This window comes from Limnochorda sp., assembly GCF_047459355.1.
Classification (GTDB): Bacteria; Bacillota; Limnochordia; order Limnochordales; family Limnochordaceae; genus Limnochorda.
Map to the genome: position 1 here is coordinate 46,639 of NZ_VSCV01000002.1, position 22,059 is coordinate 68,697.

At 68.7% G+C, this 22,059-nt stretch carries 21 protein-coding genes and 4 tRNA genes; 7 read left to right on the forward strand and 18 right to left on the reverse strand.

Annotated features, from left to right (window positions below):
- Positions 1-106 precede the first annotated feature (106 nt).
- Positions 107-970 carry an IclR family transcriptional regulator gene (locus FWJ67_RS01405; RefSeq protein ID WP_414482539.1) on the reverse strand — a complete coding sequence of 288 codons (864 nt, stop codon included), beginning with the start codon at positions 968-970 and terminating at the stop codon, positions 107-109.
- 260 nt (positions 971-1,230) lie between these two features.
- Between FWJ67_RS01405 and FWJ67_RS01410 the strand changes: the two genes are divergently transcribed.
- Positions 1,231-1,971: an SDR family NAD(P)-dependent oxidoreductase gene (locus FWJ67_RS01410; RefSeq protein WP_304174709.1), complete on the forward strand. Its 741-nt coding sequence runs from the start codon at positions 1,231-1,233 to the stop codon at positions 1,969-1,971.
- Positions 1,972-2,096: 125 nt separating this feature from the next.
- Here FWJ67_RS01410 and FWJ67_RS01415 read toward each other — a convergent pair.
- Together FWJ67_RS01415 and FWJ67_RS01420 are read right to left on the reverse strand one after the other, a co-directional pair.
- Positions 2,097-2,172: transfer RNA gene (locus FWJ67_RS01415), tRNA-Lys, on the reverse strand.
- A 185-nt stretch (positions 2,173-2,357) separates the two neighbouring features.
- Positions 2,358-2,867 carry a DoxX family membrane protein gene (locus tag FWJ67_RS01420; protein ID WP_304174711.1) on the reverse strand — a complete coding sequence of 170 codons (510 nt, stop codon included), beginning with the start codon at positions 2,865-2,867 and terminating at the stop codon, positions 2,358-2,360.
- A 302-nt stretch (positions 2,868-3,169) separates the two neighbouring features.
- On the opposite strand from FWJ67_RS01420, the gene FWJ67_RS01425 reads away from it, so the two are divergent.
- Positions 3,170-3,246, forward strand: a tRNA-Met gene (locus FWJ67_RS01425).
- A gap of 88 nt (positions 3,247-3,334) precedes the next feature.
- Here the strand turns inward: FWJ67_RS01425 and FWJ67_RS01430 are convergent.
- A complete protein-coding gene (locus tag FWJ67_RS01430) occupies positions 3,335-3,619 on the reverse strand; it encodes an RNA polymerase sigma factor (RefSeq protein ID WP_304174713.1) in 285 nt (94 codons plus the stop codon).
- Positions 3,620-3,896: 277 nt separating this feature from the next.
- Between FWJ67_RS01430 and FWJ67_RS01435 the strand changes: the two genes are divergently transcribed.
- The 3 genes from FWJ67_RS01435 to FWJ67_RS01445 all read left to right on the forward strand — a co-directional run bounded on the left by FWJ67_RS01435 (position 3,897) and on the right by FWJ67_RS01445 (position 6,982).
- Positions 3,897-3,981, forward strand: a tRNA-Leu gene (locus FWJ67_RS01435).
- A gap of 375 nt (positions 3,982-4,356) precedes the next feature.
- Positions 4,357-6,135 (forward strand): 2-oxoacid:acceptor oxidoreductase subunit alpha, encoded by a 1,779-nt coding sequence (locus tag FWJ67_RS01440; RefSeq protein WP_414481731.1) that lies wholly within the window; start codon positions 4,357-4,359, stop codon positions 6,133-6,135.
- Positions 6,113-6,982: a 2-oxoacid:ferredoxin oxidoreductase subunit beta gene (locus FWJ67_RS01445; protein WP_414481732.1), complete on the forward strand. Its 870-nt coding sequence runs from the start codon at positions 6,113-6,115 to the stop codon at positions 6,980-6,982. The genes FWJ67_RS01440 and FWJ67_RS01445 overlap by 23 nt, the downstream gene beginning before the upstream one ends.
- A gap of 70 nt (positions 6,983-7,052) precedes the next feature.
- Here FWJ67_RS01445 and FWJ67_RS01450 read toward each other — a convergent pair whose 3' ends face one another.
- The 6 genes from FWJ67_RS01450 to FWJ67_RS01475 all read right to left on the reverse strand — a co-directional run bounded on the left by FWJ67_RS01450 (position 7,053) and on the right by FWJ67_RS01475 (position 11,340).
- Positions 7,053-8,555 (reverse strand): DUF501 domain-containing protein, encoded by a 1,503-nt coding sequence (locus FWJ67_RS01450; RefSeq protein ID WP_414482540.1) that lies wholly within the window; start codon positions 8,553-8,555, stop codon positions 7,053-7,055.
- A gap of 72 nt (positions 8,556-8,627) precedes the next feature.
- A complete protein-coding gene (locus tag FWJ67_RS01455; protein ID WP_304174721.1) occupies positions 8,628-9,011 on the reverse strand; it encodes a S1 RNA-binding domain-containing protein in 384 nt (127 codons plus the stop codon).
- A 106-nt stretch (positions 9,012-9,117) separates the two neighbouring features.
- Positions 9,118-9,411: an FtsB family cell division protein gene (locus FWJ67_RS01460; protein ID WP_414482541.1), complete on the reverse strand. Its 294-nt coding sequence runs from the start codon at positions 9,409-9,411 to the stop codon at positions 9,118-9,120.
- Positions 9,412-9,464: 53 nt separating this feature from the next.
- Positions 9,465-9,920: a spore cortex biosynthesis protein YabQ gene (gene yabQ, locus FWJ67_RS01465; protein WP_304174725.1), complete on the reverse strand. Its 456-nt coding sequence runs from the start codon at positions 9,918-9,920 to the stop codon at positions 9,465-9,467.
- A 122-nt stretch (positions 9,921-10,042) separates the two neighbouring features.
- Entirely contained in the window at positions 10,043-10,336 is a 294-nt protein-coding gene (gene yabP, locus FWJ67_RS01470) for a sporulation protein YabP (RefSeq protein WP_304174727.1), read from the reverse strand.
- Between the two features lie 59 nt (positions 10,337-10,395).
- A complete protein-coding gene (locus FWJ67_RS01475; protein ID WP_414481735.1) occupies positions 10,396-11,340 on the reverse strand; it encodes a SpoIID/LytB domain-containing protein in 945 nt (314 codons plus the stop codon).
- A gap of 186 nt (positions 11,341-11,526) precedes the next feature.
- Between FWJ67_RS01475 and FWJ67_RS01480 the strand changes: the two genes are divergently transcribed.
- Entirely contained in the window at positions 11,527-11,805 is a 279-nt protein-coding gene (locus tag FWJ67_RS01480) for an HU family DNA-binding protein (protein WP_304174731.1), read from the forward strand.
- A 147-nt stretch (positions 11,806-11,952) separates the two neighbouring features.
- Entirely contained in the window at positions 11,953-12,741 is a 789-nt protein-coding gene (mazG, locus tag FWJ67_RS01485; protein WP_414482542.1) for a nucleoside triphosphate pyrophosphohydrolase, read from the forward strand.
- Positions 12,742-12,749: 8 nt separating this feature from the next.
- Here mazG and spoVT read toward each other — a convergent pair whose 3' ends face one another.
- From spoVT to purR, 8 genes are all read right to left on the reverse strand, one after another.
- On the reverse strand, positions 12,750-13,292 hold the full coding sequence (gene spoVT, locus FWJ67_RS01490; protein WP_304174735.1) for a stage V sporulation protein T: 543 nt from the start codon (positions 13,290-13,292) through the stop codon (positions 12,750-12,752).
- 31 nt (positions 13,293-13,323) lie between these two features.
- Complete coding sequence (gene mfd, locus FWJ67_RS01495; protein ID WP_414481737.1) at positions 13,324-16,830, reverse strand: transcription-repair coupling factor; 3,507 nt, start codon at positions 16,828-16,830, stop codon at positions 13,324-13,326.
- A 233-nt stretch (positions 16,831-17,063) separates the two neighbouring features.
- Positions 17,064-17,651 carry an aminoacyl-tRNA hydrolase gene (pth, locus tag FWJ67_RS01500; RefSeq protein ID WP_414481738.1) on the reverse strand — a complete coding sequence of 196 codons (588 nt, stop codon included), beginning with the start codon at positions 17,649-17,651 and terminating at the stop codon, positions 17,064-17,066.
- A gap of 15 nt (positions 17,652-17,666) precedes the next feature.
- Complete coding sequence (locus FWJ67_RS01505; RefSeq protein ID WP_414481739.1) at positions 17,667-18,299, reverse strand: 50S ribosomal protein L25; 633 nt, start codon at positions 18,297-18,299, stop codon at positions 17,667-17,669.
- A 112-nt stretch (positions 18,300-18,411) separates the two neighbouring features.
- The gene (locus tag FWJ67_RS01510) at positions 18,412-19,365 is read right to left on the reverse strand and encodes a ribose-phosphate diphosphokinase (RefSeq protein WP_369686597.1); all 954 of its coding nucleotides are present in this window, start codon (positions 19,363-19,365) and stop codon (positions 18,412-18,414) included.
- Entirely contained in the window at positions 19,362-20,771 is a 1,410-nt protein-coding gene (gene glmU / locus FWJ67_RS01515) for a bifunctional UDP-N-acetylglucosamine diphosphorylase/glucosamine-1-phosphate N-acetyltransferase GlmU (protein WP_414481740.1), read from the reverse strand. Before glmU ends, FWJ67_RS01510 begins: the two co-directional genes overlap by 4 nt.
- A gap of 297 nt (positions 20,772-21,068) precedes the next feature.
- A tRNA-Gln gene (locus FWJ67_RS01520) sits at positions 21,069-21,143 on the reverse strand.
- Between the two features lie 37 nt (positions 21,144-21,180).
- On the reverse strand, positions 21,181-22,059 hold the full coding sequence (gene purR / locus FWJ67_RS01525) for a pur operon repressor (protein WP_304174745.1): 879 nt from the start codon (positions 22,057-22,059) through the stop codon (positions 21,181-21,183).

Consider the following 22,059-nt stretch of genomic DNA (forward strand, 5'->3'; position numbering starts at 1 on the left):
CCAGGCCCTGCCAGGGGATCTCCCCCGACCCGCTTTCAGGCGGCCAGCCCACACGCCCCGAGGGGGTGTCAAGCCAGCCTGCGGCGGGACCTCCCGTCCGTCGCGCTTACGAGCCCAGGGGGTAGCCCATGGCCCGTGAGATCTCCCGGGCGACTCGGGCCACCATCCGGCCCAATCCGGGCACCCGCTCAGGGGTGACCGAGAAGATGGGACCCGACGCGCTGAGAGCCGCCATCACCCGGCCGGTGTAGCCGAAGATAGGGGCGCCCACGCAGCGGATGCCCTCCTCGTTCTCGCTGTCATCGACGGCGTAGCCTCGGGATCGGACCATGGCCAGATGCTCCCGAAGCGCGTCCGCGCTGGTGATGGTCCGGGGCGTGCGCGCCTCGAACTCCGTCTGGCTCAGGACCGCCTCCAGCTCGGCTTCGGGGAGATGGGCGAGGATCGCCTTCCCCAAAGCGGTGCAGTACGCCGGAAAGCGGCTTCCGACCGTCGAGGCCATGTGGATGCTCGTGGGTGCGTCCAGCTTTTCGATGTAGACGATGTCAGTGCCGTCGAGAACCGCCATGTGGACGGTCAGCAAGGTCTCGTCGCGGAAGCGGGCCAGATAAGGCCCGGCCACCTCGCGCAACTCGAAGCGGGCCAGCACCCGGCCGCCCAGCTCTAGGAGCCGAAGCCCCAGGCGGTAGCGGCCTTTCTCGGCGCCGACCTCCACCGCCCCCACGTGGAGGAGGGTCTGGAGCAGGCGGTGCACCGTCGCCTTGTGGAGGCCCGTAGCCCGGGCCAGCTGGGAGACACCGGCCTCCCGGTGGCTGAGGACATCCAAGAGGAGAAACGCCCGCTCCACGGCCTGGACCCGATCCCCGCCGCTCCGCAGGCCGGTCGCCTGGGGAGCCTGCTCCCGGGCAGGTTCCAACGGCTGTGGTGCCTCCTTGCTTGCCAGCCCACCGGCCGGGCCGGAGTGCGCCATCCGCCGATCCCCCTCCAGGGGCGTGGTGTCTCGTTTTACGAGACGCCGTTCCGCTTCTGTTGATTGGCTTCGTCGCCGCGGCTTGTTTCCCTCCCAACGTGACCCGCGGGGAACACTTCCAGGAAGGCGTGGCAGCCCCTGGCAGCGGGCAGGATCCGGGCACGCCCGGGGCGAACGGTGGGATTCGCAGGAAGAGACGCTGTCTCGCCAAGTGGAACCATAGGCAGCGTGGACCTTTGCCGAAACGGGGGGGTAGGCAGGTGTCGGAGAAGCGGGTAGCTGTGGTCACCGGCGCTTCCCGGGGGATCGGCCTGGCCATCGCCCGGCGCCTGGTGGCCGAGGGGTGTGCCGTGGTCATCGCCGACCTGGATCAGGAGCAGGCCCAACAGGCGGCGGCCTCCATCGATCCCAGCGGGGATTCGATGGGCATCAAGATGGATGTCTCCAACTATGACGAGGTGGCCCAGGCGGTCCAGCAGATTCGGGAGCGGTACGGACGGATCGATATCCTGGTGAACAACGCCGGCATCATCCGGCGGGGCACCCTGGAGACGGTGACCGAAGAGGATTGGGATGCGGTCATCACCGTCAACCTGAAGGGAACCTTCAACTGCTGCAAGCACGTGGTCCCCATCATGCTGGAGCGGGGCTGGGGCCGCATCATCAACGTCGCCTCCATCGCGGCCAAGCTGGGCGACATCACCTCCGCCCCCGGGTACGGCCCCTCCAAGGCCGGCCAGGTCGCCCTCACCAAGACCTTGGCCCGGGAGCTGGCCCCCAAGGGCATCACCGTCAACGCGGTCGCGCCCCATGCCATCGAGACGGAGATGAGCGCCCAATGGAGCGACGAGATGCGGCAGCGGGTCATCGCCGGAGTGCCCATGGGGCGCCTGGGCAAGCCCGAGGAGGTGGCGGCGGCGGTCGCGTTCCTCGCCTCCGACGAGGCGGGCTTCATTACCGGCGCCACCTTGGACATCAACGGTGGGACGCTCATGGACTGAGCCTGGGGCCAGGCGGCCTCAGGCTCCCGCCCGGGGGCAGGCGGACCCGGCAACCCTCGCGCGGCGGCGCTTGCCTGCCGGGACAACGAAAAAGAGCGGGGCATGCCCCGCTCTCCCTGTTTCCTTGGTGGGCCGCCTGGGACTCGAACCCAGAACCTTGAGATTAAGAGTCTCCTGCTCTACCAATTGAGCTAACGGCCCACGTCCTGCGGCGATCTCCAAACCGCAGCTATGAGTATACCCAGCCGGCGGCCTCTCGTCAAGCGGTTCAGCCGTCAAACCTCGCGGGCCGGCGCCTCAGAGACACCGGCCCGCACTCCCGCTCCCCTCACGGGATCCCGATCCAGGCGCGTCGAGCTGGCCAGGATACCCAGCCCTCCCCGGGTTCAGGCCGCTTGGGCCGCGACCCGTGCCTTGAGCCGCTGCCATGTGGCCTGAAGCCAGGGACGGACAAAGTAGTCAAGCCCGTAGTACCCGGCAGCCATCCCGGCCCAGACAATGACCGCCTGCATGGCCAGCATCATGGGATTGCTGCTCAAGGTCCCCGCCAGGAGGAAGTTCAGGTTCATGAAGGCTCCCATGAGGGCGGCAAAGGTGGTGAAGACCCCCACGATCAGGGCGAGACCCACCAGCACCTCGCCCAAGACAATCAGGTAGCTGAAGAGGGTGGCGTTGGGCATCGCCACGTTCTCGATGAAGGACGCATACCAGCCCTGGACCACAGGATTCTCGCCGCTGGCCTTGGCGAGAACACCGTTGAAGAAACCGCTGATGGCCGTCCCGGCCCCCTCGCCGAACCAGGCCGGATTGGTCAGCTTGTGGAGACCCGACTGGAGCCAGATGTACCCGACATAGACCCGCAACAGGGTGAGGAGAAGGCGCCCGATCGCCTGCATCGTGGGACCTCCTTACTCCGGACCGGCGCCTGCACCGATCACGGGTGGGATCGCACCCTCATTGTGATCCGGTGCACACCCGAGAGGAAATGGCCGAATGTCCCAACTTGGATAGGGCAGATTGCCCGATCCGACCGGACGACCACCCGGGTGCTTTGTCACCCCCACCTCCTTCACCCGGACCACCCCGCGGCCCCAGCCCCGCCGGGGCCACCCGAACCTTCGGGGAACCCTGAAGAGCCGCTTCGAACCTGTCAAGCTCTTGACCCCGGGGCCCCAAGCCGGTATAATGGCAAGCGCACGGCGGCGTAGCTCAGTTGGTTAGAGCATGCGGTTCATACCCGCAGGGTCGCTGGTTCGAGTCCAGCCGCCGCTACCAGACGCGACGAGGGGAGGGCTGAGCCCTCCCCTTTTCGCGTTGGCGTTCCCGATCAGGAGCCGCGAAGCCCCCCGAAACCTCCTCCGTCCTAGCTGTCCTCCACCACCTCGTCGTCCGAACCTTCGTCCCCGTCTCCGCCGTCCCCATGGCCCGGGCCCTCATCGGGGGCAAAGAGGTTGAGCGGATCCCCCGACAGGACAATGACGACTTGGTACCCCTTGGTCTTCGCCCGGTGGTAGAGGGTCGCGACGCTGGAGGGGCTGAGGCCCAGCCGTCGGGCCACCTCCTGGTTGGTCAGCCCCATCTCCTTGAGGGCCACCACCTGCCGTTCTCGGAAACTGAGGCGTTCAGCCCCCCGGATCTCGATCTGCACCGCCGTGCCTCCCCGCCACGCCGCTCATCCCTGGGCCCGGCCCCGGGCCCGTCCCAGGCCTTGAACCCTTCGCCAAACTTATCCACAAACTGTGGACAACATGTGGACAAGGTGTGTACATGGTGTTGACAAGAGATCCCCTCTCTGGTTCCCGGTCCGGGGGCCGATCCCTGCTCCCTCGCGGCCGGACCTGGAGCCACCGAACCTCTTGCACGGCAGAAGCCTTCTGGGGTAGGATGACGGGTGAGGCGTCGAGCATCCGGTCGGCACGCCCTGAGCCGGGATGGCGGAACAGGTAGACGCCGGGGACTTAAAATCCTCTGCCGCAAGGCGTGCGGGTTCGAATCCCGCTCCCGGCACCAAGCCCCCGGGTGCCTCCGTGGCGCCTGAAATCGTCGGGCCGGCCCTAGGGCCGGCCATGCTCTTGTTGGCACCTGCCGGAAGGCCAGACAGGCCGCCCAAGGTTCCTCTGGGCCCGTCCGGCCCCAGTCACCCGGAAGGCCTGCCGGACCGGCTTCCCTTTCCGAATAGGGGCGCACCCGGCTTCAGCTCTGGCGAGTATACTGGATTCTTGTCCCACCAGCGGGGAAGGGCGCTCCCAAGGCCTTCCCCGGCCTCTTCTTTCCCGCGTTTCACGCTATAATGGTTACGGTTCGTATCAGAGACGCGGTCCCGACGCCTGCCGGGGCCGGGCCCCGGGGGCTGTCCTCTCTGCCGCTAGCTAGGAGGATCGACCGATGCCGGTCCAAGACCTGAGTCTGAAGCTCGCCGGTGAGGCCGGTCAGGGCGTGGAGTCCAACGGCGCCGGTTTTGCCAGGGCCCTGACCCGCGCCGGCCTGTACGTCTACACGGCCAGCGATTACATGTCCCGGATCCGCGGCGGGCACAACTCGTATCTCATCCGTGCCAGCGCGGAGAAGGTGCGCGTCCATCGGGACCACCTTCACCTGCTCCTGGCCTTCAACCCGCAGGCGGTCACCACCCACTTGGGTGAGCTGGTTCCCGAAGGCGCCATCATCTACGACGAAGGGATGAAGGTGCCCGAGGCCCAGGTGGCGGCGGCAGGGGTCCAGCTCTTCCCCCTCCCCTTGCGGGAGCTGGCGGAGAAGGTGGGCGGCAGCCGGATCATGGTCAACACCGCCGCCCTCGGGGCGGCCACCGCGGTCATGGGGCTGGATCTGAGCCACGTGGAAAGCGTGATCTTGGACAACTTCGGCAGCAAGAAGGGGGCGGCCGTGGCCGAGGCCAACCTGAAGGTGGCCCGGGCCGCCTATGAGACGGCCGGCGAGCGGTACGCCGACCGCTTCCCCTGGAAGCTGCCCAAGGTCGCCAACGCGCCGCGCCGGTACCTGCTCAACGGCAACCAGGCCATCGCCATGGGAGCCCTCGCCGGGGGGTGCCGGTTCATCTCGGCCTACCCCATGACCCCCGCGTCGTCCATCTTCGAGTGGCTGACGGCCCAGGGGCCCAAGTACGGCGTGGTCAGCAAGCAGATGGAAGACGAGATCGCGGCCATCACCATGGCCATCGGCGCCTCCTACGTCGGGGCCCGGGCCATGACCGCCACCTCCGGGGGCGGCCTCTCCTTGATGGTGGAGGCCTTGGGGCTCGCGGGCATGGCCGAGGTGCCGCTGGTGGTGGTCAACGCCATGCGGCCCGGACCATCGACGGGGATGCCTACCCGGACGGACCAGGGGGACCTGCTCTTCGTCACCCACCTGGCCCACGGCGAGTTCCCCCGGCTGATCCTGGCGCCGGGCAACGTCCGCCAGTGCTTCGAGGCGGGCTACCGGGCCTTCAACCTGGCGGACAAGTACCAGACGCCGGTGATCATCCTGACCGACGGCTTCCTGGCCAGCAGCCTGGAGACCGTCGACCTGGAGGACCTCCCCTTCGACGAGGTGACCATTGATCGGGGCGAGCTTTTGGATGGGGCGGCCCTGGACCAGCTGGAGGAGCGGTACGCCCGCTTCCGGGTGACTGAGAGCGGCATCTCGCCCCGGGCGCTGCCCGGTCATCCCAAGGCGGTCTACACCACGCCGAGCGACGAGCACACCGAGTACGGCGCCTTCGAGAGCGAGGATGCGGCCAACCGCCTCCAGCAGCATCCCAAGCGGATGCGGAAGCTGGAGACGGCCCGGGCCGAGATGCAAGGCCCCACCCTCTACGGGCCTGCCGACGCGGAGATCACCCTGGTGGGGTGGGGCTCCACCCTGGGCGCGCTCTTCGAGGCCGTCGAGATCCTCAACGAGGAGCGGCCCGGGACGGCCAACCTGCTCCACTTTACGGACCTCTGGCCCTTCCCGCCGGCCGCGGAGGAAGCCTTGGCCCGCACCCGCCGTCTGGTGGTGGTGGAGGAGAACTACACCGGCCAGTTCGCCCGGCTGCTCGCCAGCGAGACGGGGCGGAAGGCCGATCACCTCATCACCCGCTTCGACGGGCGCGCCATCACCCCGGATTACGTCCTGCAGAACCTGAAGGAGGCGGCCGTCCATGCTGGATCTCAAGCTGTATAAGAGCGAGAACCGACCCACCTGGTGCCCCGGGTGCGGGGACTTCGGCATCCTGAACGCCATCAAGCAGGCCTTGGCCCAACTGGAGATCTGGCCCCACGAGGTGCTCTTCGTGTCGGGGATCGGGTGCGGGAGCAAGCTGCCCGACTACATCAACGCCAACGGCTTCACCACCCTGCACGGCCGGGCCCTTCCCATCGCCCAGGGGGCCAAGCTGGCCAACCCGGGCCTCCACGTCATCGCGGTGACGGGCGACGGCGATGGCTACGGCATCGGGGGGAACCACTTCCTCCACGCCATCCGCCGGAACATCAACATCACCCACATCGTGGAGAACAACATGGTCTACGGGCTGACCAAGGGCCAGTACTCGCCCACGTCGGCCAAGGGCTTCATCTCCAGCACCACCCCCGAGGGAGCCATCGAACGGGCGGTCAACCCCCTGGCCCTGGCCCTGGCCAACGGGGGCACCTTCGTTGCCCGGGGCTTCTCCGGGGATCCCAAGCACCTGGCGGAGATTATCGCCCAGGCCATCCAGCACCCGGGGTACGCGCTGGTGGACGTTCTCCAGCCCTGCGTCATCTACAACCGGGTGAACACCTACGAGTTCTACGAGCAGCGGGTCTACAAGCTGGAGGAGACGGACCACGATCCCACCAACCCCGAGCAGGCGTGGGAGCGGGCCCACGAGTGGGGCGAGCGGATCCCCATCGGCGTCATCTACCGGGAGACCGGCGTGCCCACCTACGAGGAGCAGGTCTCCGTCTTGCAGGGGGGAGGCCCCGCCCAAACCCCGCCCCGGCTACTGACCGAGGCCGAGCGGGAGGCCCTCCTCGCGGAGTTGGCCTAAAAGACCAACGGAGGCCGGGGTTCGCCCCGGCCTCCCTCGCGCTGAGGCTCAACCGCTCCAGCCGTCCCGATTACGCCCCCGCCGCCCCGTCCGCCACCAAGAGCCCCGCCATCAGATCCCAGGTGCTCACCAGCAGCGCCTGGGCGCCCACCCACTCGGTGAGAAAGGCGAGGATCGCCGCGCCGGCCAGGATCACCGGCGCCCGCTCCGGGTCGAGACCGGGCAGGCGGCCCAGGGCCTCGGGGGGGAGCGCGGCCAGCTTGGCCACCCAACGGTTCAGCGCCTCCCGCGGGAGCCGGTAGCCGTGCACCCGGTCAGGCTGGTACCGGCAGAGTTCCTGGTCCATCGCCGCCAGCGAGGTGGCCGTTCCGCCGACGCCGATCCACGCCGCCTCCCGGGCCGCCCCCCGCCAGCCGGCCAGGACCAGGGGGGCCTGCTCCTTGAGCCAAGCCTGGAGACGCACCACCTGGGCGGGATCCCTCCCGGTCCCGAAGCGCTGGGCCAGGCGGAGGGCTCCCCAAGGCAGGCTGAGGAGCCGGCGGGGGGTGGCTCCCGCCCCTTGAGCCAGCTCCACACTCCCGCCCCCCAGGTCCACCACCAGGGCCGGGCCCGTCACCTTCAGCCCCACCCGGGCGCCCCGGAAGGTGGCTTGGGCCTCCTCTTCCCCGGTCAGCACCCGGAGGGCCCCGCCCGTCGCCTCCTGAACCCGCCGGGCCAGCTCCTCCCGGTTGGCCGCCTCCCGGACGGCGCTGGTTCCCACCACCAGCAGGTGATCCGCCCCCACCCGCCGGGCCCGGGCGGCCAGGCGGCCCGCCATGGCCAGCGCCCGCTCCAGGGCCGGCCCCTGGAGGCGGCCGTCCTGGAACCCTTCGCCCAGGCGGGTCACCTGGAGGTGCTCCTCCACCAGCTCCAATCCTTGGGGGGCTCGATCGGCCACCAGCGCTCGGATGGAGTGGCTCCCCAGCTCCACCACCGCCGCCCGGCCGGCCGAGGGTGGGCGGGATGGGCCAAGGCACCCGCAGACCCGGCTCCCGGCCAGGGGGACCGCCTCCTGGCGGAGGAGTTCCACCACCCGCCGGCCCACATACCCCTCACCCAGGGCCAAGTAGTTGGCCAGGTGGGCATGGAGGCACTTGACGCCCCGCTGCTGCCGCCCGCCAATGCCGCTGCGCGCCAGCCGCTCCCAGAGGCGGGGCGCTTCCGCACGCAGGCGCCGGCGCTCGGCCACGGGCAGGAGGCGGCGCCGCAGGAGCGCGTGGATCCTGTCGGCCCGGGCCTCCGCCGCGGCCGCCTCGGGCTGGGAGGCGACTTCCTGGCCCAGGGCTCGGATCCAGCCCTGGGCTTCGAGACGGGACACTTCTTGGATCAGCAGGGGACAAACGAGCCAGAAGAGGGTGGGCATCGGCGTGCCGTCGTCCCCCAGGGGCCTGTTGACCACCACTTGCGGGAAGCCGAACCGGCACCGGGCCGCCACCCCGGCCATGGGGCTAGGGCGGCGCTGGAGGACGCGCTCGACGAAAGCGCGGTCCTCCTCACAAACGGGGTCCTGCGCCCACGACCCGAACCAAATCAAAGAAACACCCTCCCCAGGGTCCGGCGGGACGCCCCGCGAGGCAAGGCTGGGTGGGGGTGTCCGGAAGCCTGATCAGAAAGCGTGCCGGGAGCCACGTCCGCCGCGCTTGGAGTCGAGGCTGCGTCTGAGGGAGGCCTGGCGCTCCTCGCTGTCCCGCAGGAAGCGCTTCAGCTTGGACTCAAAAGACTTGTTCCCCCGACCACCGCCAAACCGACGCGGCCGGTCATTGGTGACGCGGCGAATGGAGAGGCCGATCTTGCCGTCGCTGACGTTGATCACCCGAACCTTGATGACCTCGTTCATCTTGACGAACTGGTGGATATCTTCGACGTACTGATCGGCCACTTCGGAGATGTGCACCAGACCGGTCTGGCCGTTGCCCAGGTCAACGAAGGCACCAAAGTTGGTGATCCCCGTCACCCGGCCCTCCACGATACTTCCGACTTCAATCGACATACAGGAACCAGGGTCCTCCCTGTGCGTAGTCCGAGCCCTGCTCGGCTTACGCATTATACCCCGGGCCCGAAAGGAGTGTCAACGCGATTGGGCCCCGAAGCCCGCGCTAATCGGCCGGAATCACCTGGTAACGCTCCTCCCCGGGCAGAACGAGCCCCAGAGCCTCCCGGGCCCGGCGCTCCACGTAGGCCTCCGTCTGCATCTCGGCCACCTCTGCCTCCAGCCGCTGGATCTCGGCCCGGCGGGCTTCGATCTGCTCCTGGAGCACCTCCAGCTCCCGCGTCAGGCGGTGTTCGGCCACCCAGCCCTGGACCAGGCGGGCACCCAGCATGACCAGGACGAGAACGAGAAGGAGCGCGTAAAACCGTGGTGTTACCCGGAACCGCCGGCGCGTCGCCACAGGACCACCTCGGTCCGGCTGTTCGGCGGCCGGGCGGGGGGATCCTCCCGGGATCAGCGGCGTCCCCGGCCCACCCAGCCCGTCTGCCACAGCAGGGGGGCCCGCCGCCATCCCCGGGCCGGCCGGACGGTGGCCCGTCGGGCGAGGCGGGTGGCCGGCCAGCGGGCCGCGGCCAGCCCGACGGAGGTAAGCCCCCGAACGCCTAGGCCGAACAGGCGGGAACCCTCCAGGAGCACCCAGGTGACCAGGGGGCTGAGGAGCTGGGCATAGAGAAAGAAGCCCAAGCCGAGGGCCACCACCAGGTAGAATCGGAGGCTGGCCCAGTTGGCCAGGGTGATGAGCAAGAGCATGGTGGGCCCCGCAACCAGCCAGAAGAGACCGTCCACCAGCCCGCCCCACCGGGGAACCTCCCGGCGGAGGAAGCGGTAGAGATCAAAGAGGAGCCCGCCGGCCCCCCCTGCAGCGGTCACCGCGAAAAAGGCCGCCAGCTGTTGGGCAAGGCTCTCCACGGCACGCACCCCCACCGTTGCGGCCTGGCCCCAGGGCGACGGTCCAGGCCTCCTGGTCAGCCCTACATGGTATGGGGCGTCCTGTTCGAGGGGTGCATGGCCCCCGGGCTCGGGGCCGTGCCTTACCGGAAGAGCCGCCGCAGCACGCTCCGCCCCTTCTGCCCAGAGCCCTCGCCCAGATAGTGGAGCTGATCCACCTCACCCGTCACCTGCAGGATCCCCGTCTCCACGTTCAGCTCGGAGATGTGGAGGCCGTGGCCGGCGATGAGCAGGCCCCCCATCTCGGTGCGGACAGCGATCTGCTTCTCATCGAAGCTCTCCACTTGGGCCACGCCGGTCACCTGGAGGTGCTGCCGGTGGATCAGGTGCACCTCATGGCGTCGCCGCAGGCTCTCGTCGGGCCGGTCCGGAGCCACGGGCCGCCCTCCTCTCTACCTCCTTTCCATCGATACGCGCCCCCCTTGCGGGCCATGCCTCACCGCCAGCGCCGTTCGATGGTCACTCCTTTGTAGAAGGTTTGGACGATCTCCTCGGCCGTCTTCCCCTCCCGGGCCATGGCCAGGGCATCCCACTGGCTCAATCCCACGCCGTGCCCGTACCCCGTCCCCTCGATATGGAGCTGGCCCCCGTCCACGGCGAACCGGCTCACCTTGTTGGACTTCATCCGCTCGGGATCCAACGCGGCCCGGAACTCAGGGCCCGAGAGGGTGGTCACCCGGCCGTCGGCCGAGGTGATCCGGACCTGGGTGATCCGCCCGGTGGGGCCGTACTCGGCGGTGATCTCCTGGATGGATCCCACGGGGGTTCCCGCCTCCTCCAGGGCCTGGGCCACCTGGGCCAGGGGCAGGCTGAGGCTCCAGTGCTGGTACTCCTCGGGCACCAGGGGGTTGGGCTCGAGGGTGATGGAGTGGATGTAGGGGGGCTCCTCCTCCTCAAAGGCCAGGCCTTCCCGGGCCGAGGCCGTCTCGCCTCCGGCGTAGGCGTGAAACCAGGCATGGATGGGCTCGCCCTCGTAGGTGATCACTCGGCCTCGGGTCGCGTCCACCGCCTCCCGGATCAGGTCGGTCACCTTATGTGGTTGGTAGGCTTGGGCTTCTTCAAAGTCGGTGGAGATCCGCCGGCCGCCGTGACGCTCCAGGTATTGCAAGGCGAAGGTGCGGGCGACCATGGCCTGGGCCTCGTAAGCGGCCTTGGGCCAGCCGTCCAGCATCTCGCCGGCCACCACGCCGGCCACGTAGGTCTCAATCCCCATGGTCTCCACATCGCCATCCGCCAGGACCACCTCGACCTGAGGCTCCTCTCCCAGCGCGGCCCCTTCTCCACCGGGTTCCCGCCCGGGCCAGAAGAGGAGCCCCAAGAGCACCAAGACCGCCCCGGCACCCAGGAGCCAGACCCAGGGCCGACGCCGCTCGCCGTCCACCGCCACCCCTCCTCCGTCGTCTTCCCAAGAGTGTTCACAGGGCCTTTCAAGGGTATTCCCCGGCCCGAGTCTGGAAAATGGCGTTAGCACGGGCTAAGTTTGGGGAATGACGGCCGCCCATTGGAAGGAGATTACCAGTGGGGGGAGAAAAGGAGCCACGAACTCCAGCTTGGAGGAGGGTACGGCGTGAACAAAAGCGAGCTGATCGCGAAGGTGGCCGAGAAGGCCGGCCTGACCAAGAAGGTGGCTGGCGAAACGGTTGAGATTGTTCTCTCGACCATCGCCGACGCGCTCGCCCAGGGCGACAAGGTGACTTTGGTGGGCTTTGGAACCTTCGAAGTCCGCGATCGGGCGGCCCGCAAGGGTGTCAACCCTGCCACCGGCATGACCATCGAGATTCCCGCAACCCGTGTTCCGGCCTTCAAGGCGGGCAAGCAGCTCAAGGAAGCCGTTGCGCGGAAGTAGTGCAGTACGGCCAGGTTGAGACAAGCTAGGTAAGCGCAGTCTTTCCGTTCTTGGAAGAGCCCGTCGGTCTCCCCGGTGGGCTCTTCGTCTCCCTGGCATGGGGCTCCCTGGCATAAGGGTGGGCGTGCTCCGTTGGGGGTGGTTCGTGTGGAAGCGATCGACCAGCTGGTGGCGGTGATGGCGCGGCTGCGGGGGCCTGGGGGGTGCCCCTGGGACCGGGAGCAGACCCATCAGTCTCTGGTCCGCTACCTGATTGAAGAGGCTTATGAAGCGGCCGAGGCTCTCGAACGGGACGACACCCAAGGGGCCATTGAGGAGCTGGGGGATGTGCTCCTGCAGGTGGTCTTCCACGCGCAGATCGGCCGGGAGGAGGGCACCTACGACCTGGAGACCATCGCCCGGACCCTCACGGAGAAGCTGATCCGGCGCCACCCCCATGTCTTCGGCGAGGCGACGGTGGAGAACGCCCGGGAGGTGGAGACCGCCTGGCAGGCCATCAAGGACCGGGAGCGCCAGGCCTCGGAGGAGGCGGAAGCCTCCCTCATGGACGGCATCCCCATCCACCTGCCGGCCCTCGCCCGGGCCGAAGCCATCCAGCGCCGGGCGGCCCGGGTGGGCTTCGACTGGGAAGACAGCGCGGGCCCCAGGGCCAAGGTGCGGGAGGAGCTCCAGGAGCTGGACCAGGCTCTGGCCCAGGGGGATCGGGAGGCAGCCCGCCGGGAGCTGGGCGACCTCCTCTTTGCGGTGGTCAACCTGGCCCGGAAGGAGGGCATCGACGCGGAGGGGGCTCTCCGGTCAGCGGTCCGCCGCTTTGAGCGCCGCTTCCGGCGGATGGAAGCCCTGGCCGCCGGCCAAGGACGCTCCCTGGAGGATATGGATCTGGCTGAGATGGACGAACTCTGGGAGGAGGCCAAGGCGGAAGAGGCTCAAGGGTGAGCCCTGCCCTACTGCTCCATCTGCTTACCCAGGAAGGCCGCCGCGGTCTCGACCAGCTTCCGCTCCAGCTCGCCCATCACCGTCCCGGGCTGGTCGCTGGCCAAGAGCACCGAGCCGATGGGATCTCCTTCGGCGACGATGGGGGCGATGGCCTGACTCTGGAAGGGCCACGCCTCCGGCAGGTTGGCCGAGAGCGTCCCTGAACCGGGAAGGAGCAGGCTCCGGCGCTCTTGACAGGCGTGCTCGATGATGGGCGGCACGGGCTTCCGCAACCACTCCTTCTTGGGCGCGCCGGCGACGGCCACCACCACATCCCGGTCGGTGATCAGGGCGATGTGGCCCGTCGACTCGTGGAGGGAGTCGGCATACTCCTGGGCGAAGTCGGCCAGCTCCTCCAGGGCCGAGTACTTCTTGAGAATCACCTCGCCGCCCCGATCGACGAAGATCTCCAGAGGGTCCCCTTCCCGGATGCGGAGCGTCCTGCGAATCTCCTTGGGAATGACCACCCGGCCGAGGTCATCGATCCGACGGACGATGCCCGTAGCCTTCATCCCCACCCCTCCTTGCGGTCCGTCACCGTCGTCACTGGCCGCTGGCCAGCGGCCAGCTCTCCCGGAGATCCCCCAGGAGGTCCTCCAGCAAGCGGAGGAGATCCCTGTCGCTCAACCCTTGGCGGCGGATCACGATCTGGCTGGAGCGGCCCGGCAGGACCGTCACCCGACCCCGGTGCTTCCGGGTCACCGGGAGGAGCCGCTCGTAGGGGAGCCGGAGGCCTTCGTGCCACCGGACGGCCACCCGATCCCCTTGGGCGTTGACCGAGGCGATCCCCAGCTCCCGCGCCAGCACCTTCACCCGAGCCACCGCCAAGAGGTTGAGCACCGGTTCGGGCGGGTCGCCGAACCGGTCGACCAGCTCGTCTGCCAGCTCGTCCGCCTCTTGGAGGCTCCGGATCCCCACCACCTTCTTGTAGATCTCCACCTTCTGCTGGGCGTCGGACACGTAGGTGTCGGTGACGTACGCGTCCACGTTGAGATCCAGCACCGGTTCGGGTGGCTGGGCTTCCGTCGTCCCCTTGAGCTCACGGATCGACTCGGCCAGAAGCCGTGTGTAGAGCTCGAAGCCCACCGAGGCGATGAAGCCGTGTTGCTCCGGGCCCAGGAGGTTCCCCGCTCCCCGGATCTCCAGGTCGCGCATGGCGATCTTAAAGCCGGAACCCAGGTCGGTGAACTCCCGCAAGGCTTGAAGGCGCTTCTCAGCGTCCTCGGACAGTATCTTCTCCGGGCGGTACGTAAAATACGCGTAGGCCACCCGGTTGCTCCGCCCCACCCGCCCCCGCAGCTGGTAGAGCTGGGCCAGGCCCATCCGGTCCGCATCCCAGACGATCAGGGTGTTGACGTTGGCGATGTCCATGCCCGTCTCGATGATGGTGGTGCAGACCAGGACGTCGTACTCCCGCTCGAGGAAGTCCAACATCACCCGTTCCAGGCGGTGTTCGTCCATCTGGCCGTGGGCCACGGCGATGCGGGCTTCGGGGACCAGCTCCTGGAGCTCCTTGGCCTTCCGCTCGATGGACTGGACGTGGTTGTAGACGAAATAGACCTGCCCCTCCCGGGCCAGCTCCCGCAGGATGGCCTCCCGGATGGTTTCGGGGTCGTACTCGATGACGTAGGTCCGCACCGGGGTCCGATCCTCGGGTGGGGTTTCGATGACGCTCATGTCCCGCACGCCCACCAGGGCCATGTGAAGGGTCCGGGGGATGGGGGTGGCCGAGAGGGTGAGGACGTCCACCTCGGTGCGAAGCTCCTTCAGCCGCTCCTTTTGGGCCACGCCGAAGCGCTGCTCCTCATCCACCACCACCAGCCCCAGGTCCTTGAAGACCACGTCGTTGGAAAGCAACCGGTGGGTGCCGATGACGATGTCGACGGCTCCCGTCTTGAGGCCTTCCAAGACCTGCTTCTGCTCGGCCGCGGTCTGGAAGCGGGAGAGCATCTCGATCTTCACCGGGTACCGCTCGAAGCGCTCACGGAAAGTCCGCAGGTGCTGCTGGGCCAGGATGGTGGTGGGGACCAAGACGGCCACCTGCTTCCCGTCCATCACCGCCTTGAAGGCGGAGCGGATGGCCACCTCCGTCTTCCCGAAACCCACATCCCCGCAGAGGAGGCGGTCCATGGGCCGGTCCCGCTCCATGTCCCGCTTCACCTCTTCGATGGCCCGGAGCTGGTCGGGCGTCTCCTCGTAGGGGAAGGCATCCTCAAACTCGGCCTGCCAGACGGTGTCCGGGCTGAACTGGAAGCCCTTCACCGACTCCCGGGCCGCGTAGAGCTTGAGGAGCCCCTCGGCCATCTCCCGGACCGACTCCTTCACCCGCTTCTTCACCCGGGCCCACTCGTTGCCGCCCAGCTTGTAGATGCGGGGGGGCTGGCCGTCGGCGCCGATGTACTTCTGGAGGAGATCCAGCTGGTCGGTGGGCACGTAGAGCTTGTCGTTGCCCGCGTACTCCACCACCAGGTAATCCTTGTGGATCCCACCCACCTCCAGGGTCTCCAACCCCAGGTACCGCCCGATGCCGTGGTTGACATGGACCACGTAGTCGCCGGGGCGGAGGTCGGCCAGGCTGTCCAGGTGGGCCCCTTCGTCATCGGTGTGGAAGGTGGCCCGCCGCCGGCGGCGCTTGGTCTGGCCGATCACCTCCAGATCGCTCAGGACCACCAGCTTGAGATCCCCGTAGATGAAGCCTGAGTGGAGGGTGCCCAGGGTGACCACCGCGTTGCCCGCCTTCAGCTCGTCCACGACCGTGGACGCATAGACCGCGGGCACCTCCTGCTCCCGCAGACCCTCCACCACCCGCTGGGCCCGCTCTTCGGTGGCCAAGACCAGGAGCACCCGGTTCCCGTCCCGAGTCCAGCGCCGGACCTGACGGGCCAAGGGCTCCATCCGGCCGTGGTACAGATCAGGGGTGCGCAGCTCGATCCGGTGGGAGCGGCTCGGCTCCAGCTCCCGGAGCCGCTTGTTCAGCCCCGAGAGGCAGAGGAGGTGATGCTGCCGGGCCCGGTCCAACAGCTCCGGCCACTCCAGGAAGAGGTCCATCTCCGTGGGCAGGGCGCGGCCCGCTTCCAGCTTCTGGGTGAGCTGCTCGCCCATCTCCTGGTGCCACTGGGTGAGGCGATCCTTAACGTGATCGGGCTCGTCAAGGATAACCAGGCCCTGGCCCACGTAGTCCAAGAGGGTGCCCAGCTCGGGATAGAAAAAGGCCAGGTACTGGGCCATCCCGTCGAAGAGCTCGCCCCGGCTCAGCCGGTCCCCGTGGAGAGCCGCCCGCCGGCGGGCTCCTTCGGCCGCGTCCGGCCGTCCCAAGCGCTCGAGCCGCTGAGCCTGCTCCGCCCAGGCCTCCCGGATGCGGTCCAGTCCAGCCGTCCGGTCACCGTCGGGAAGGGGGTGCTCCAGGGCAGGCGGGATGATCACCTCGTGGAGATGGTCTGTAGAGCGCTGGTGGGTCGGGTGGAAGCGGCGGATGGAGTCCACTTCGTCGCCGAAGAGCTCAATGCGGATGGGGTCCGGGACGCCCACTGGAAAGACGTCGACGATATCGCCCCGGATGGCGAAGAGGCCTGGGCTGTCCACCCGGGTGACCCGCTGGTAGCCCATGGCCACCAGGCGTTCGGGAAGGGTTTCCAGGGAGAGGGAGGCCCCCACCCGCACGGGGAGGGGCAGGGCCCGGAAGCGTTCGACCGGGATGAGACGGGCGGCCACCGCGTCGACGGGGGCCACCACGATGGTGGGCCGGCCCAGGGCGAGCCGGGTGAGGGCCGCCAGCCGCCGCCCGGTCAGCTCCAAGCTGGGCCGGGCCTCCTCGCTGGGCATGGTGTCCAGGGCGGGGAAGAGCTTCACCTGCTCCTCGGGCAGGAGGCCGCTCAGTTGCAGGTAGACGCGCTCCGCCTGGTAGGCGCCGGGCGTGATCCAGAGGGCCGAAAGTCCCCGTTCCCGGGAGCTGATCCGCTGCCACAAGGCCGCGAGGAAGACGGCCTTTTCGCCTTCCGACAGTCCCGGCAGCCAGAGGGGAAGGGGGCTTGCCTGGAGGCTTTCGGCCAACCGTTCAATCGAGCGCGAGGATTCCAAAAGATGCAACAGTCCCGGAATGGCCAACCACGACCCGCCCTCTCCATCACGGTTTTCAGCCCGCGCGCGACGAGGCCGCGGGACGCTCCCCAGGGGGAGAGAGCCTCGGCAGAAGCCATCGCGACAGGGCCATTATATCGACCCCTTCGCGCCAGCGTCAAGGAAGCTGCACGGCGGAAAGCCCTTGGGGACGGCCTTTCCGCCGCCTACGGCCCCCCCGCCCCCTCATCGGGAGCGACCGCCGGACCATTGTACCGCGACATGGCCCGGTCGATCCCATCCCGGGCCCAGCAGAGTATGGCATCGACGGCCCGCTCCAGGGCCGGCTCCAAGAGCCGCCGCTCCGCGGCGCTGAACCGGCCGAGGACGTACGCCGCCTGCTCGGCGGGATCGGGCGGTGCCCCCACGCCGATCCGCAGGCGGGGATAGGCTTGGGTCCGCAGGTGGGCTTCCACCGATCGGAGGCCGTTGTGCCCGCCGGCCGACCCGCCCGCCCGGAGGCGCAGGGTGCCCACCGGCAGGTGGATGTCGTCCACCACCACCAGAAGGCGGTCCAAGGGGAGCTGGGGCGGCCGCAGCCGCGCCACCGCCCGACCGCTCTCGTTCATGTAGGTGAGGGGCCGGACCAGAAGAAGCTCGCCGCCGTCCAACCTGACGGTGACCAGGCTGGCCAGCGGCGTCTCCCGCCAGGCCCGGGCACCCAGCCGAGCCGCCAGGCGTTCGGCCACCTCAAAACCGACGTTGTGGCGGGTCTGACGATAGCGGCTGCCGGGATTCCCGAGCCCCACGACCATCCACATGGTCGCGCCTTACGCTTCCGTCTCCTCCGCAGCCGGAGCCCCAGTCTCGGCGGCCGCCTCGGTCTCCTCGGCCTCTTCTACCGCCGGCGCCGCCGGCTCGACAATGGCCACCACGGGCTCATCCGGCGCATCCAGGATCTCCACGCCCTCTCCCGGCTGCAGATCGCTCACGTAGAGGGTGTCGCCCACGGCCATGCCGGACACGTCGACCACGATCGCCTCGGGCAGGTGCGCGGGGAGGCACCGGACCTCCACCTCGTGGAGGCGCTCAGCCACCAAGCCGCCGTCGTTGGGCCGCTGATCCCGGCCTTGGATGCGGATGGGCACCCGGGCGACGATGGGCCGGTCCATGGGCACCCGGTAGAGGTCCACGTGGTCGTACGTCCCCCGCACGGGGTGCCGGCTCACATCCTTGATCAAGACGGTATAGCGCTCGTCCCGGCCCGCGATGGTCACATCCACCAGCTGGGAGGCGCCGGCCTGCTCATAGACCCGGGCCAGCATCTGGTGGTCGATGGCCAGGGTCTGCGATTCCATGCCAGGCCCGTAGAGCACCGCGGGGACCTGGCCCTGGCGGCGCAGTTGGCGGGCGGCAGCCTTGCCTGTTGCGCGCGGCGTGGCAGTCAGGGTGAACTCAGCCACGTTCGCCCCTCCTTTGTCCATTCAACGCCCTCCATTCTAGCCCTGACCCAACCTCGGGGTCAATTGGCAGGAGCGGCGACTTCTGACTCCCATGGGGCTCGTCCAGCGGGGATCACAGCTCGAAGAGCTGGCTGACCGAGACCTCTTCAAAGATGTTCCGGATCGCTTGGGCGAAGAGAGGCGCCACCGTCAGGACCCGGACCTTCCCGTTGGACCGCTCCGGCGGCAGGGGGATGGTGTCGGTCACCACGATCTCCTTCAGGACCGACTGGTTCAGCCGCTCATAGGCGTCCCCCGAGAAGACGGCGTGGGTCGCGGCGGCGTAGACCTCCCGGGCCCCCTCGGCCAAGAGGGCTTCGGCCGCCTTGATGATGGTCCCGCCCGTATCGATGATGTCGTCAATCAGGATGGCCACCCGGCCCTTGACGTCGCCGATGACGTGCATGATCTCCGCCTCATTGGGCCGGGGACGCCGCTTGTCCATGATGGCCAGGGGGGCGTGGAGCCGTTCGGAGAACTCCCGGGCCCGGGCCACGCCGCCCACGTCGGGCGAGACCACCACCAGGTCGCCCATCTGCTTCTCCAGGAAGTAACGGGTCAGGATGGGCAAGGCCTTGAGGTTGTCCACGGGCACGTCAAAGAAGCCCTGGATCTGGCCCGCGTGGAGGTCCATGGTCAGAATCCGGTCGGCCCCCGCGGTGGTCAAGAGGTTGGCGACCAGCTTGGCGACGATGGGGTCATGGGGGGCCAGCTTCCGGTCCTGCCGGGCGTACCCGTAGTAGGGGACCACGGCGGTGATGGTCTTGGCCGAGGCCCGGCGGAGGCCATCGATCATGATGAGCAGCTCCATGAGGTTGCTGTCGGCAGGAGCGCAGGTGGGTTGGATGACGAAGCACTCGGCCCCGCGCACCGTCTCCCCGATGCGAACATTGATCTCCCCATCCTGGAAGTGGCCGATCTCAGCCTGGCCCATGGGCAGGTTGAGGTACTCGGCGATGTCGTGCGCCAGTTTGGGGTTGGCCCTGCCCGTAAACAGCCGGATCTTCTTCCGATACTCGTAGTTCACCGCTCGCGACTCCCCTTCTCCCCATCCTCTGCCCGTCGGCGGGCGGCCCACCGCTCCACGTTCCGCTGGCGCCCTCGGGCGATGGCCAGCGCGTCGGGGGGCACGTTCTTGGTGATCACCGAGCCGGCGGCCACGTAGGCGCCATCGCCCACCGTCACCGGGGCCACCAGGCTCGTGTGGCTGCCGATGAACGCGCCGTCACCGATGGTGGTCGGGTGCTTCCGCCGGCCATCGTAGTTGCAGGTGATGGTGCCGGCCCCCAGGTTGACTCCCGCCCCCACGGTGGCGTCGCCCACGTAGCTCAAGTGGGGCACCTTGCTCCCGGCGCCGATGGAACTGTTCTTGATCTCGACGAAATCGCCCACCTTCACCCGCTCGGCCAGCCGGGCTCCTGGACGAAGATAGGCAAAGGGCCCGATCTGGCAACGGTCCCCCACATGGGCCTCGACCAAGACGGCCATCTGGACCTCCACCCCGTCACCCAGGCGGCTTCCGATGATGCGGGCGTTGGGGCCGATCCGGCACCCCCTGCCTAGGGTGGTCTGGCCTTCCAAGAAGGTGAAGGGGAGCAAAACCGTGTCCTGACCCAGCCGGACCTCCTCGCCCACGAAGGTGGTGTCGGGATCGACCACCGTGACGCCTTCCGCCATCCAGTATTCCAGAATGCGCCGGCGGAGGATCTTCTCGGCCCGGGCCAGCTGAATCCGGTCGTTGACCCCCAGGATCTCCTCGGGATCGGCCACCGGGACGGTGGCGACCAGGCCCCGGGCGGCCAGGCTCGCGACGGCATCGGTCAGGTAGAACTCCTGCTGACGGTTCGCGGGGCTAAGCTGAGGCAGGACCTGGCGTAGGCCGGCCAGATCGAACAGGTACAGGCCGGCATTGATCTCGTTGATGGCCCGCTGTTCGGGGGTGGCGTCGGGCTCTTCCACCACCCCGATGCACCGTCCGGCCTGGTCCCGCAAAATCCGGCCGTACCCGGTGGGATCGGTCAACCGGGCGGTCAGCAGGGTGCAGAGCGCGCCGGTCCGCCGGTGCGTGCGGGCGAGTTCTGCCACCGTTCCGGCTCGGAGCAGAGGGGTGTCGCCGTACGCGACGAGGACCTGCCCCTCGGCGAGGGACGCCAAGGCTTGCAGCCCGTGGGCCACCGCGTCGGCTGTCCCCCGCTGCTGGGGCTGGTGGGCGATCCGGACAGTGACCCCCGGTACGGCCTGGGCCGCTTGGGCCACCTCCTCGCCCCGGTGACCCACCACCACCACTTGCTGGTCAAAACCGGCCTCCCGGAGAACCGACTGAACCTTCTGGATCATCGGCCGACCGCCCACCGGATGGAGCACTTTGGGCCGCTCGGACCGCATGCGGGTCCCCAAGCCGGCTGCCAGGATCACCGCCCAGGCCTCTGCCATGGAACCATCTCGCCTCCCTGCCCAGGAGCGCCACGCGTTCCCCGTCTTACCCTTCCCCGTTCGGGGCCGCCATGGGCACCTTCGCCACCTACCCGGGAGTTCCTGCGCCCCATGGGCCCGGCGTGGGGGAAGAGTGGGGTCCCCCTCCGGACCCCGTCCCGGGCGGAATCCGCGCGGGGCGAGCCGTCGGTCTTCACCACCCACGGCAGCGAGGTGGCGCCCTCAAGAAGGGAGGGCCGCCCTCTTATGGGCAACGGCAGACAAGGCTGATGCTGTTGGAGACGCGAGGAAAAGAAGTGGCTGGGGCGGCAGGACTCGAACCTGCAATCCGAGATCCAAAGTCTCGTGTGTTACCGGTTACACCACGCCCCATCGGCGCGACCATTCTAGCAGTCTCCCGACCCCAGTGTCAACGCGGAGGGGTGCCGTCGGCGAAAAAGGTGGCCGGATCGGCCATGTCGGCGGGGTCCGGCAGGTTCCGGGGGAGCCGCGGGCTCACCCGGGCCTGGACCTGCCGGGTCTCCACATCCACCCGCTCCAGGCGGGCGATGGCAACGTACTCGTTCCAGCGCTTCTCGGCCGGCTCAGCGGTCTCGATGAGGACACCGACGCCCACCGGCTCCGCCTCGAACTCCCGGGCCAGCTCGACCAGCCCCCGGGCACTGCCCCCGTTCCGCATGAAGTCGTCCACGACCAGGACCCGCTCGATGCCATCCAGGGCATTCTTGGGGAGGGTCATGGTCTCCACCCGGCCCCCCGTGGTGGAAAGGTAGTTCATGGTGAGCACGGGGCCCTCCGAGAGGCGGGCCGAACGGCGGGCCATCACCAGCGGCACCCGCAGGGCGCGCGCCGTCATGAGGGCGATGGGGATCCCCCGGGCCTCGACGGTCAGGACCGCCTGGGGCGCGCGGGAGCGGAAGATGGTGGCAAAGAGGCGCCCAATCCGCTCCAGCAGGAAGGGATCGGCCACCAGATCCCCCAGGGCAAGGAACCCGCCCGGTAGGATCCGCTTGGGATCCATGAGGCGCCGGCAGAGCTCTTCGGCCAGCGCGGCCGCCTCCCCCCGGGTCATGCCGGGGAGGAAGCGGATGCCCCCGCCTGCCCCCACCCGGCTCTCCACCCAGCCCATCCCTTCCGCCGCGAGCACTTCCCGCACCAGGGCCACATCCTCGCTGAGGGAGGACTTGGCCGCGCCCAGCTCCTCAGCCAGCTCGTCCAGGGTCCACCACCGGCCCGGCTCCTGGATCAGGCGGTGGGTCAGGGCGATCACCCGCTGGCTCCGCCGCAT

Coding starts and splice junctions, on each gene's coding strand:
- FWJ67_RS01405 (WP_414482539.1), bottom strand. CDS start 970: ATGGCGCACTCCGGCCCGGCCGGTGGGCTGGCAAGCAAGGAGGCACCA.
- FWJ67_RS01420 (WP_304174711.1), bottom strand. CDS start 2,867: ATGCAGGCGATCGGGCGCCTTCTCCTCACCCTGTTGCGGGTCTATGTC.
- FWJ67_RS01440 (WP_414481731.1), top strand. CDS start 4,357: ATGCCGGTCCAAGACCTGAGTCTGAAGCTCGCCGGTGAGGCCGGTCAG.
- FWJ67_RS01445 (WP_414481732.1), top strand. CDS start 6,113: ATGCTGGATCTCAAGCTGTATAAGAGCGAGAACCGACCCACCTGGTGC.
- FWJ67_RS01455 (WP_304174721.1), bottom strand. CDS start 9,011: ATGTCGATTGAAGTCGGAAGTATCGTGGAGGGCCGGGTGACGGGGATC.
- spoVT (WP_304174735.1), bottom strand. CDS start 13,292: ATGAAGGCTACGGGCATCGTCCGTCGGATCGATGACCTCGGCCGGGTG.
- pth (WP_414481738.1), bottom strand. CDS start 17,651: ATGGTCGTGGGGCTCGGGAATCCCGGCAGCCGCTATCGTCAGACCCGC.
- glmU (WP_414481740.1), bottom strand. CDS start 20,771: ATGGCAGAGGCCTGGGCGGTGATCCTGGCAGCCGGCTTGGGGACCCGC.
- purR (WP_304174745.1), bottom strand. CDS start 22,059: ATGCGGCGGAGCCAGCGGGTGATCGCCCTGACCCACCGCCTGATCCAG.